Source organism: Pseudomonas sp. NFPP02 (genome assembly GCF_900119355.1).
Classification (GTDB): domain Bacteria; phylum Pseudomonadota; class Gammaproteobacteria; order Pseudomonadales; family Pseudomonadaceae; genus Aquipseudomonas; species Aquipseudomonas paracarnis.
Genome location: NZ_FPJI01000017.1, coordinates 1 through 12,120, shown reverse-complemented (window position 1 = coordinate 12,120; position 12,120 = coordinate 1). Strand labels below are relative to the sequence as shown.

Genomic DNA, 12,120 nt, shown 5'->3' with positions numbered 1-12,120 from the left:
CAGCCTGACTCGGGATAAATGAATATGCGAGGACGCATCGTACTTACCATGCCCGCCACCGGGGAGGCTACGTTTGAGGCTTTTCATAACCATCAAGTACGCCTGAAATGGGACACCTTGTTGTCTCGCGCCGAGATCGAAGGTGGCGGCAGCCATCCCTACATCGGCGCTATCAGCTACAACCAAGGACGGGGCTTGAAACGGTGTCTATCCATGCGCACGCGATTCGTAAATTACCGCACCTCGGAGCTGGCGTCAGCCGTGCTGGTGGAGCCCAGCGGTCCATTCGCGTGGTGGGCTGCGACAATGCGCCACCGCGACTTGGGCGACGGCACTTCGGAGTTGACTTATGTGTTCAAGTTGCAGCTCCGGCCAGCTTCGCTTGCCAGACTAGCGAACGGACTGGCTATCCGCGTATTTGAGTATGAAACACGCAAGCGATTCCTCGCCCTGCATTACTATTTGGCGCACCAAACGGATAACGCTCACCGTTAAGTGTTGATCAATTCAATATCTTGAAGTCGATTCGCCGGTTTTTACTGCGCCCCTCAACCGTGCTGTTGTCGGCGATCGGTGCATCCGGGCCGCTGCCTGTCACCGACATACTGCTGGATTCGATCTGCTTACCGATCAGGTACTGACGCACCGCGGCCGCACGCGCCAAGCTGAGCTCGATATTGCTTTCACGCAACCCAACGTTGTCCGTGTGGCCAATGATCGCAATCCGAGCATTGTTCAACTCGCGTATCACTTTTGCCATCTCATCCAGCACGATGCGGCCTTTGGCTGTGAGAATCGCGCTCCCGCTTTCAAACTCAATGGTACGCTGGCCCAGCGTTTCATCCAGCGCCTGCTGCCCTGAACTGACCTGCAGAGTGTTATGCACCTGATAGGTTTGGTTGAAGGAACTGGCCAATGTACTGGTGACCTCCTGGCGCAAAGCCTCGTTCTTCACATTACCGCTGATACGGATCTGATTGCCTTCCACCTGGACCTTTCCGGCAGAAATATTCCGGAGATTTGGGTTAAGCATCTTCAAGACATACTGATCCCAGTTGGCAGGTGCTACGACATTACCCACCTCAATTTGGTCGGTCACACGCTCGGCACCGTAGAGGTCACGCAAACGCGATAGCACCTGCGCCCTTGTCGCCTCGGAGGGGACGGTGCCACTGACCACTACCTTGTCCTGGGCAGCTTGTGCGACCTCGGCCAGGCACACCCACGAGAGTAAAAAACCTAAGGCAATACGCATGTCATAACCCCAAAAAAATTTCGCGAAAGGTGGCCCTGGCGGTACTCAAGGAAAGCCCCGGTTGATTGGAATAGGTGGACAATTTTTTTAACGCATAGCTCGTGCCCACCTCCTGCTCAACCCAGTCAGGATCCGCAAGCCAGATGGTGTCGTGCTCTTCAATGCTCGGATCGATGACGCCGTACAGCCCGCGGGCTGAGGCGCCACCAAACCCCAGCGTCATCGTCGGTTGATGTTCACCACGTTGCAGCAGCATTAATTCAAAATCTGCCCGCCCCAAAAAGTCAGCGATCAAATCGAGCCAAAAAGCTGAAACCAGATGGCGGTGGAGCGGATCGGCGGGTAGCGGTAACCGTAAGCCCTTGCCCATTTTGGGCGCGCCACTGCTCATGACCGGCCGCAGCAGCAAACCGAGAGCCAGCAAAATGCGTCGAACATTCACCTGGTGCCCGGCCGTGTTGAGCATCTGCTGCAGCGAGCCGATGGTCTGCACTTGCAGAAAGTCGCCGAAGGTACGGTGCAACGTGTCAGGGCAGACCGTAAGATCGGCCTTATGCTCCCTCAACTCACTCAAGATGTGAGCGGGCTCAACGGCCTGTTTCGCCAAAGGCAGCTCGCGCCCCAGACGCGACCATATTCGGGTGAACGCTAATGGGCTGCGTGCAAGAAACTCCAAGGGTTTTGCCACTTCGAACGTCACGCCAGCCATAAACGGAAATCGCCGCCCGCTGGCGTCGACACTCGGCAACAGGTGCCCACCGATCACGGAACGATGACGCGACCCCATAAAGGCAAAATGAAAACCGGGGGCGCTGTCATACAAAGACTTCCAGGCAACGTCCTGCGCCAGCAAATCCAACCCTTCGGTTGCCCAGCGATCAAGGATGGCTATCAAGGGCCGATGATTGTCCGCAGCCCTGACAAAATCACCATGCGCGGGCAACTTGCCAAAGTAACTGATGGGTAACGTCAACATGTCCAAGCTCATGGCCGCTTCTCCAGGGACGCATCCAGGCCCACCACAGTCAGCGGCAGTTGCGTACCATCCAAGCCTTTGCGTTGGCTACCATCGGCATTCGCACGTGGGTTACTGATGACCTTCATGGTGACCGGCACCACCCAGTCGTCCTGACGCCATTGCAACTCGTAAGAACCATCAGCGTTCTGTCGACTTTGAGCACTTTGAATCAACTGGCCTAAAGCGTTTTGACCGACGAAGCTCTGAAGATCGATTGTCCGGCCGTCGTAAGTCACCACACTGACTTTGGCGGTTTGGTTCGACTTGCCGCTGTCCCAGACAAAATTGTTCCACTGTGCGGGGGTATTGCGATAACGCAGTTGCTGATCCCCTATGAGCACACTGTATTCACTGAATCCCGCAGCGGAGCCTGGCAAGATCTGGAACGTGACCAGCGCCCCGCCTTCAGCCGTTTGACCCAATGGGGCAACCCATTGCGCGAAGTGGGTCATCAAAGAAGGCGACAGGCTCAGTCCGACGTCTGCCCACTGCTTGCTGACCAAGCTGTTGCCACGACGAATCACCAGGGGCCCGAGGCTCTCGGTAACAAACTGTGCAATAGCCCCTTGCGGACCAAAAACCTCGGCAATCTCGGCCGTTCCCGCTTCAATTTGCCCTGCCGGCGCGAACGGGTATTTGCCCGCTAGAGATTGTTGGAAAGGCTCGTGAACCTGGGCCTTCCAGACTTTGTTGATTTCGTTGTGAGTCGGCGGAATCAGCGCACCGAAGGTTTGAATCATCGGCCATAACAACAGCGGCCGTAAGGTGCGACGCTGGCCATCTTCCATACTCGACAGCAGTTGCTCATCGACCAGCCGCAGTCCAGCCGACAACTCAGAAGAGGTGCTCGCGTCCAGGGTCTGCACCATCAACTCTCGAGCACCCGGACCGGGATCACCCTGGGTCTGGATGGCATTCAAACGAGTACGGATGCCGGACAGGTTTTCCAGATAGCTTTGCAGCAGCGATGGCGAGCTGTCGCGGGCCACCATCAGTCGAGCAATTCCAGAAAATTCAAGACCTACAGGCCCAACCGGAATGTCTCCGGCGCTGCTTTGCGCCAATGCCTGGCCTTCAGCAGGGGCCTCGGAGAACCAGCTTAAAAACCCACCCTTAGCCGCCTGGAGTCCCTCATTGATCAACGAGGGATTGTCCCACGATGTTTGTCGGTAGATCGCCTCCATCAATTTGCGCATCGGCGAATTTTGTGGGTCTCCCAACTGATTCATCGCCGCATTGGCTTCACTGAAACTGGAAAAGCTGGCCACGGTGATGCCTTCCAAGAATTTCTTCCATTCTGCGATGTACTCCTGGGTATACAACTGCTCCAGCTCTTTCTGGATATGCTCCGGACTGCCCGACAACGTCAGATCATCCGCCCGGGCGTTCTGCAGCACCCAGTCCGTGGTGGTGAGTTCCTTGTGCGAAGCATCACGAATGGCTTGTTTTACATAGCCCTCCCAGGCCTCTCGAGAAAAAGTACCCGAGATGGCATAACTTCCGGCAAAGATCTTGTCCCCCTCCCCCAGCAAGCCTGCAACTGTCACGCTCGGGTAGCGTGTGGCAGCCCTGGCTTTGAGTTCCGCATAGACCCTGTCACGCGCTGGCAGCCCTTGCATCACTGCGCTCAATACCCGACGGCAGTCATCGATCAACGTGACCTTGGTGTCCGGTACTGGCCACTCAGACGCATTCGATTGGCGAATATAGAAGCTCATCAACCGCTCGGCACGGCGCGCCATGTCCTCCCGGTCCATACTGCCGCGATTGTCTTCCAACCAAAGGCGCCAAAAACGCGTGAGCTGGTCACTCAGGTGTGCGGGCTCCACGCGTTCGACCGTGCCCAGCATCAAGTACGCTTTCAAGGCGTTGTAGGCATCCTGGACATTGCTCGGCGATGGGGGCTGATAAACGCCAACGTTAGTTGTGCTGACGGGCGCTGCCGATTTCGCAGGTTGTAGCGCAGTAGAATTAGCACTGACTTCACGCAAGTAGGATTCCAGTTGTTCTGCTACCGGGGTCAGCATCACCTGCCGCATTCCCTGGAAGTACTCATGGCGCAATTTCGCTTCCAGTGCGGCACCTTGATAGAGCCCCAGTCCCAGCATCAGTGGATGATCACCACGGTATTTCTGTAACTGAGCCAGCCGGTCCTGAATCACCTGCAACGCCTCAAGGCGCGACTGCAGATCGATGCGATCCTTCTGGATGTCCTGGGCTTTACGCAAATCGGCCTGGACATTGCTCACCAACTGTTGATTGTTGGTATAGGACCACGTCCAGCCCGCCAAGCTTCCACCGAGTAACAACGCGGTCCCAAGGAACGCTACAGTGCGTTTTCTCGTCCGTGAACGGCTGGAATACTGGCGCACCAATTGCCGATCAGCGAACACCACCTTGCGGAACAGATCCAGAAGGAAATAACTGTGGCGAGACAACTGTCGCTCTTTATTCTGACCATTGACTGCGTCTGCCGATTTCAGCCCAAAGCGTTGAGTAATTTCGTTGGACATGCCGCACACACTGGCCATTTCCTGAACAGCACTGGTGAAGTAGAAACCTCGGAATACCGGCTTGTATTGAAAAGGATTTTCCTCAAACAATGCCGTTAAAAACGTGCTCAAGTGGGGCTTGATACCTTTGAATTCTAGCGGCAAGGTCAACAGCCCTGGGGCTTGGACGCCCCCACGGTTCAATGCCATCTGCGCCAAACTCATCTCTTTCAGACCTTCACACAACTCATCGAAGTGCTCATCGAACTGACTGACCGCGTCTGGGCCCGTTTGGGGGTTGAAGGCAAAAGTCGCGCCCCACACTTTTTCTCGCTCCTGTGGCTCTAGCGCCTGGAAAAAGTCATTAAAGCCGTTGATCAAATCGACCTTGGTGAACACCACATACACGGGAGCAATCACCTCAAGGCGCTCGGTCAGCTCTTGAATACGTTGCCGCAGCTTTTTGGCCAAATCGATCGCAAACTCCGGTGAATTCCCGGTCAACTCGGCAACACTGGCGGCAATCACAATTCCGTTAATCGGTGCGCGTGGGCGATGTTTGCGCAACAGCCCGAGGAAAGACAACCACTCCCCACGATCTGCGTCCTGCACCGAGTAGCGTCCGGCGGTATCCAGCAAAATACCTTCGGTGGTGAAGTACCAGTCGCAATTACGTGTGCCACCAATCCCCTGCAGCGCAGCGCCTTTTTGATCGTTGAAGGGAAAGGTCAATCCAGAGTTCAGGACCGCTGTACTTTTCCCCGCTGCGGGATTACCGATCACCATTAACCACGGCAACTCGTATAGCGCCTCTGTTCCTCGGCGTCGTCCAAGTCGTGAGGATTTGATCGCGAGAAGCGCCTCTTCCAGTCGTTGGCGCAACTCTGGAGCATCCCCCTCTGCACCAGCCACCATATGATGCAGCGCCGCCGCCGATTTCCTGGCGACAATGCGCCGCCACAACCAAGTGGCGGCCACTGCGACAAGTGTCACCACCAGGAGTGCAAGAAGCACTTTTTTTACGGTGGCCGCATTGAGAAGGAGCAAGGCTGCGGCAAGCAATAATCCGATAACAGCCAACACACGAGAGTTGGAAAAAAAGGCGGAGAAGCGGCTAATCATGACAAACAATTCCCGGGGCTAACGTGATGCACAAATTCATGCGAGGTCCTGAAGAGGCGCTTGAGCCGGTAGCGGCGATGGTTGGATACGACAGATCGCTCGCCATAAAGGGTCTTGCACCGACACCAGCAAGGTGTCCTGCTGCGTCTCCAAACTGTTTGAGGCAGCCAAGGCCAATGAAGCCAGCGCTGTCACGGCGCCCATCTCGCCACAACACAGCGGCAAGCTCAGGCACTCATGGATTGGGTCGAGTTCTGGAAGCGTTGCGTGCAGAGCGACCAGAAGTTCGGTTTGACGAGAGGTTTGGTGGTCCGCATCAGCTATTACCGCGCTGATCGGTGAAGGGGCTGTGCTGTATTGCTCTAGCAGTTGTTGCAGAGACGCGGCGCGCACCTTGCCCGGCAAGTCGGCAGATTGCGTACGCTGGACGCTGCTAAACGGGTGAATAGCCGCCGCTACCGGCTCTGTGGCTGCTGGGACGCCCTGCGCGAGTAGTAGTGCGCACGCCCCCTCGCCGGAGACCTCCGGCAGCGTCTGCCATAACGCATCATCTTGAATGAACGAATCACTGGCAAGCACGACCTGCAGACGGAATTCAGGTTCCACACCATCGACAGCGCGCAACTGCTCAAGAAAACTCAGTACCCCGCGGGTGTCAGCCGCAGCGTGAACAGACACGGGACATGTCAGTCCAGCCTCGGAAAACCGACCAAGAGCTGATAGCAACCACTGGCGTGCCGTTGTTTGGGTCTCAATCGGCCAGCGAGTGGGGAGTAGGAAGTGGATCGGCAGGGGGTTAAGGCGCTCGTCTGTATCGACACATTCGCGCTCAAAATGGCGCACCAGTAAAGGTTCCAGCGCCTGTGTGGCCAACAGCAAGGCGCGCTGGACATCAAGAGGTAACGGGGCGCCCCGCTCTGAATCAATGAAGTCCTCTGTACTCACTCCGTCAATCCAGGCGATACGGCGCGCGAACCCGTCTGCGTTTTTCAGTGTGGGGTGAAGGGCCGGTCGTTCACGGGCTATCAACGCCTCGATAACAGTAACGGGTTCATCGCCGGGGGGCAGGGACAGGCTCCAATCCAGTATCCGAATCGGCATGACCCGTTCAGCGTCCGGCACGGGTTCAACACCGGCTAGATCCTTTGTAGCCCCCGACTGTCGGTGGCGCTTCAGCCATTCAAAGGTCTGGTACAGCCCCCAATACCCCAGGCACAAGGTCGACGGGATCACCAGGAAATGGGTAATGATGTCTTGTGCCGTCGGCAGACGGTAATGGTTACGCCAGGCCCATAATGTCACGCCCCACGTACCGATAAAGACCAACGCCACCCACAGCGTTTTGTAGCCAAGGACTCGTTTAAACATCAGATTCCATTCCTGCTTACCCTACGCTCACGGTCTGTAAGTTGTGGCCTGGCCAGCGATCAACACGGCGCCGCACGAGGTGGCATCGCCGTCTCGAGCAGCCGCCTTGTCGTCCACCTCATAGTCCTCGTCCCCAGTCGTGATCACCGTAGGACCATGGACCGGACAAGCCACCAGATCTCCAACGCGGGCGATGCCCTTGTCGTTGATCGTCGAATCCTCACTGGCCTCCATGACCATTCCGCCGTGGGTGGTCGCGTCCCCTTTTACAATCAAAGGTCGTGTCATCTTCTTTCTCCATGTTTGCCTAAGCTCAGCACTGCACAGCGCCTGCTCAGGGGTTAAGGCCTGGATCTGGCCGACGGCCCTCGGCCGGCAGTACGCAGTTCCACATGCCCGAAATCCATCAATTTCCAGCGTCCACCCCAGGTCAAGCCCAGCTCTTCGGCCACTTGGCCGTACAACTCATAGCCGCGCATCGCCCAGGGGTCTCTCTCGGTGATCACCAACTTCCCCTCGCGCAAAAAAGCACTGTCCGCCGCCAAACCGTACTGGTGGTAGCTCTGCCAGGCCTTGGCATTGGTCGTCCCAGGCAAGAGCCCCAGATCGTCTTGACGCTCAGGGCTGCGGTAGCCCTCAAGCAGCACCATTTCGTACCCATGGCGTTCCAGCATCACCTTGTAAACCACCAGCAAGCGCTGGACGAAGTCAGCATCCATCTTGTCCCATGAACGATCGGCCGCTCCGGTGCGAGGACGAATCCGCTCCACCTCCCGGGAGGTGAACACCTCCGGCGGCAGCGCGCGGGGCGGTACCAGCCGCTCACCACGCAACAGCTCTGCAATCAGGCTTGTGGGTTTCCCACGGTGGACATCGCTGCCATACCCTTCAAGCTCCACCGTTCCGCGCAAACTGAAAACCAACGCAGGAGGCACCAGCAACAGAAGAAGCATCAACCACACAAGGCCCTGATATTGAGCGAGCGGTGACAGCCAACGCTTATAACCAATCCCAAAGCGAACAAAACTATCGCTCACAAAAATAGAACTTTCCAACCAGACAAAGGGAATCTTCCTACAAGCTTTAAAGAAGCGAACTATTGATTTCGAAAACACCTCTGCACGTTCAGGAAACAACAACCACCAAAAGTAAGTAATCGCACTTGCAGCCAAGCAAAAAACCACGAGCAATAGCATCAAATATACAATCCACCGGAGAAGAATATGGAATTAGCACCGAACGATAGCTTCTTGCGCCGCGCCCAGCACACTATCAAAATGACAGCATTGAAAATTTTATATAGCTGCGCCTAAATTCTTAGCAATATTTTGCGCCATTTCAACTTGCCACCCAGCAAATAAGTGCAGGCCATCTCACTGGCGAAACAAACGCCAAACTCTGGAATCGGATGCTGTGACAACAAGTAATGCACACTCAAAAGCACCTAGCTTGTTAGCGGACACTCAAGACAGCAGCACTCCCGATATCCGCTCAACCAACACCGCGACCCCATCCAACATACGCTCAAATAAGACACTGCTAATCTGGTCGGGCGTCAGCGCACTGACCCTCATAACGGGGATGGCCTGGATATTCGATTCGTCACCCGAAGCCACTGGCACTCCCACGCCCAGCCAGGCTGTCAGCATCGCGACCGTACCCCCTGAAACCACTCACTACCCCACCACTACAGCTCAGCAAACGGAGTCGGAAATGCTTAGCGAATCCGCTCAGATCTTTAACGAGGCGCCTGCCCAGCAGCACACAGATCCCATCCCCACGACTGCCGCCAACCCGCCGTCCGTAGAAAAAGCACATCACATCCAACCCGCCAAACCTCAGCCCAGAGCCGCTGCCACACGCCCGGCGAACAGCATTACTCCCACACCTCGTTCAAGCGATGTAGACGTGTTGATTGCGCTGATGCGCTATATCGAAAGCCCGGATAACGATCTTCCACTGCCAGCGCGCGAAGCGCTGAAAGACCGCATCAGGGCTTGCCCAGCAGCCAATACCGAAGCGGGCATTGACTGTCGCCAACGTATTTGCGCTGACCTTCCGGGCTCGCCGAGTTTGTGCCCCTCCAAGTGAACTCGAGGGAATGCCAAGCGCTCAGCCGCCACTGTCGGCAACCTTGGCCACACCCAACACCTGCTCCAGGCGAACCAGTGCAGCGTCGTCTTTCAGCACAACTTTGAGCCATTCATGCAAGGGCATCTCCCCCCACTCAGCCGCTTGATTGGCCATGTAAGCCACCGGACTATGCGGCTCCGCCTGACTGAAATAATTTGCCACCTCGCGCAACCGACTCAACGCGTCATGACGCGAAGTGATACCCAGCACTGCACTCTGGGTATCGGCGACTGAAGGTACGGAGACAGGAGACAGCAACTGACTGGAATGCTGCTGAGGCCCTGGCACCTTAGGCTCACCCCTTCCCTGCACATCCACGCCAGCCTCTTTCGCAAACCGTTGAATGCTACTGGAGGCCGTGTCCAACGCGTCTCGAATCGACGCAAATCTCGGAGTCTGATCACCTAAACGAGCTTCGGCCTGGTGCTCCAGACTGCTCAGTGCAACCCCTGCGGCCTGAACCGCAAGCCACAGCTGCCGATAGAATCCCACCGGCGTTGCGGACCTGGCACGATCCAACTGCTCCAACGTCAGGTGCTCGGAATCCCCAAGGCGAACCGTTCCGGATCGCTGATGCGCTACTGCATAGTCAGAGAGTGTGTAGGACAACCCGTCATCGTCCACCACAGGGATCGACGATACCCAGCGCAGGCCCTGCTTGAGCAACCACGCCAAGCAACCGACACGCTGCTCAACATCGCCCTCGTCGATGGAGGGATACAGGTCGTCCCAGTACCGCTCAAACAAGCCTGCAATCAGGCTGAAACCTTGGGCCATGCCTGAAAAACCCTGGGTGTATACCCAACCCTCTGTCAGCCACCCCGCAACGCGAAGATCTTTACTGTCCTCTCGCAACAGTTTCGAACATCGTTTAACTACTTCCGGCCAATTGGCGACCTTAAGATCGGCAACCCATTCACCTTGCTCCAAAGTTGGATCGTCAAACTCTCGAAGTTTTTGTATGCCATCAAACTCAGATGAGTATGTAAGATCTTTTCCTGTTGCCTGTAGGCCATTTATCGGACTCAATAAAACTTCAAGATCAGACACTAAATTTTCCTGCCAACGATGCAATATTTTGATGTAAGTGATTACACTACACCCCGTCAGAAACTACGCTAGACAATCATCACTGTGTTTTTTTCGCTAGACAAGCCTGTGTCAAAAACTTTGTTGAGCCGCAGGGGAAAGCGTACGAAATGGATATCAAAGCCGAAGAGCACAACTGCCGCGAACATCATCAGTGAAACGCGCCTGTACACACTTGAGTCAACACTAGACCAACTTCATGTAGAGCGCTGGTCCGGGCATGAGGTCCTGTCCAATCTTTACCGCTGGGATGTACTGGCCTTGAGTGGCAACCACGCGTTGCCTCTCGATGCATTCCTCGGGCAAAAATTCACCCTATTGACCACCCTCGCGGATGGCAGCCGGTGCCGTCGCAGTGGGCTGGTCAATATGGCCCGACGCATCGGCAGTGACGGTACGCTGACCCGCTACCATGTGCAGTTGGTGCCCTGGCTGTGGATCCTGACCCAGAGTTTCCGTTCAAGGGTGTTTCAGGACAGCACCGTGCAGGGCATCATCAACCAGGTACTCACGGGTTATCCGGACTACGCGAGCTGGCACTTCACCCAGGACGCGGTGCAACTGCTCAGCGCAGTGCGGCCGCGTAGCTACTGCGTGCAGTACCGCGAGAGTGACTTCACTTTTGTGCAGCGACTACTGGCCGAAGAAGGCTTGGGCTATTGCTTCGTTGAAGATGAACGAAGCCCTAGCGGACAACGCCTGATTATCTTCGGCGACAGCCCCACACTGCCTGAGGATCCCACCTCCTCCAGCGCGACTGGTTTGCGCTTTCATCGCGCCGATGCGACGCAAGTGCAGGACACCATTCAGGGTATGGGGCGCGTCCATCAGTTGGGTAGCCACCGCGTCACGCTACTGAGCTGCGACTATAAAAGTCGTCAGGCCATCAGTGCATCACGCCCTATCGGTCAAGAACGCGAAGGCCTGGAAAGCTACGACCCAGTGGGCGACTACGCCTTTGCCACTCTCAGCGAAGCCGAACATTACACCGGGTTGCACATCGAGGCGATGCAAACGGAGCACGCCTTTTGGCAAGGCCGCGGCACCGTACGCAGCGCGCGGGCGGGCACGCGGTTTCATCTCGGTGAGACGCCCTGGCCCGACGCCGAACCGATGCGTGACATGCAAGACTTTCTCTTCACCGAGGTACGCAGCTACGGCATCAACAATCTGGAGTTTGGAGTTCCTGAACTGGATGCTGATCCGGCGGCATTGCTGCAGTTGGAAGCGCTCGACGCCGAAGTGCTCCGTGAAGCAAACCGCAGTGGCTTCGCACAGCAATTTCGTGCAGTGCTGCACACCCAACGTTGGCGCCCTACCCTCGAAGACGGTACAGGCCAACGCCTGAATCCACGTCCGACCGCCCACGGCCCACAGACCGCGCTGGTCGTTGGCCCCGAGGGTGAAACCACGCCCGGCAGCGATGGGCCACTGCACTGTGATGCACTGGGTCGCGTCCGGGTGCGCTTTCATTGGCAGGCCGAAAACGACCGCGGCGCTTGCTGGGTTCGGGTCGGTCAAGCGTTCGCTGGCAAGGGCTTCGGTGCGCAGTTCCTTCCACGCATTGGTCAGGAAGTGCTGGTGCATTTCGTCAATGGCGACATCGACCGGCCGATCATCTCCAAGGCGCTGTATAACGGTCG

At 56.5% G+C, this 12,120-nt stretch carries 10 protein-coding genes; 3 read left to right on the top strand and 7 right to left on the bottom strand.

The features are described 5' to 3' along the window. Positions 1–18 precede the first annotated feature (18 nt). Positions 19–495 (top strand): hypothetical protein, encoded by a 477-nt coding sequence (locus tag BT204_RS24055; RefSeq protein ID WP_054921253.1) that lies wholly within the window; start codon positions 19–21, stop codon positions 493–495. A 7-nt stretch (positions 496–502) separates the two neighbouring features. Here the strand turns inward: BT204_RS24055 and BT204_RS24050 are convergent, their stop codons facing one another. The 6 genes from BT204_RS24050 to BT204_RS24025 are packed head-to-tail and all read right to left on the bottom strand — an operon-like array spanning position 503 to position 8,451. Beyond that, positions 503–1,255 (bottom strand): OmpA family protein, encoded by a 753-nt coding sequence (locus BT204_RS24050; RefSeq protein WP_054921256.1) that lies wholly within the window; start codon positions 1,253–1,255, stop codon positions 503–505. Between the two features lies 1 nt (position 1,256). After that, positions 1,257–2,243: a type VI secretion system-associated protein TagF gene (gene tagF, locus BT204_RS24045; RefSeq protein WP_072448482.1), complete on the bottom strand. Its 987-nt coding sequence runs from the start codon at positions 2,241–2,243 to the stop codon at positions 1,257–1,259. Further along, positions 2,240–5,887, bottom strand: a complete 3,648-nt coding sequence (gene tssM / locus BT204_RS24040) for a type VI secretion system membrane subunit TssM (RefSeq protein ID WP_072448481.1) — start codon at positions 5,885–5,887, stop codon at positions 2,240–2,242. Before tssM ends, tagF begins: the two co-directional genes overlap by 4 nt. A 36-nt stretch (positions 5,888–5,923) precedes the next feature. Beyond that, positions 5,924–7,255 (bottom strand): hypothetical protein, encoded by a 1,332-nt coding sequence (locus BT204_RS24035; RefSeq protein WP_054921264.1) that lies wholly within the window; start codon positions 7,253–7,255, stop codon positions 5,924–5,926. Positions 7,256–7,282: 27 nt separating this feature from the next. Continuing rightward, positions 7,283–7,543, bottom strand: coding sequence for a PAAR domain-containing protein (locus tag BT204_RS24030; RefSeq protein ID WP_054921266.1), 261 nt, complete (start codon positions 7,541–7,543; stop codon positions 7,283–7,285). Positions 7,544–7,596: 53 nt separating this feature from the next. Next, the gene (locus tag BT204_RS24025) at positions 7,597–8,451 is read right to left on the bottom strand and encodes a M15 family metallopeptidase (RefSeq protein ID WP_082430485.1); all 855 of its coding nucleotides are present in this window, start codon (positions 8,449–8,451) and stop codon (positions 7,597–7,599) included. 517 nt (positions 8,452–8,968) lie between these two features. Between BT204_RS24025 and BT204_RS27730 the strand changes: the two genes are divergently transcribed. Next, a complete protein-coding gene (locus tag BT204_RS27730) occupies positions 8,969–9,346 on the top strand; it encodes a hypothetical protein (RefSeq protein ID WP_139271539.1) in 378 nt (125 codons plus the stop codon). Between the two features lie 21 nt (positions 9,347–9,367). On the opposite strand, the gene tssA is transcribed toward BT204_RS27730, so the two are convergent. Beyond that, a complete protein-coding gene (tssA, locus tag BT204_RS24015) occupies positions 9,368–10,438 on the bottom strand; it encodes a type VI secretion system protein TssA (RefSeq protein ID WP_054921272.1) in 1,071 nt (356 codons plus the stop codon). A 153-nt stretch (positions 10,439–10,591) separates the two neighbouring features. Between tssA and tssI the strand changes: the two genes are divergently transcribed. Continuing rightward, positions 10,592–12,120 (top strand): type VI secretion system Vgr family protein (gene tssI, locus BT204_RS24010; protein WP_345769714.1); only part of this gene is annotated, 1,529 nt, incomplete at its 3' end.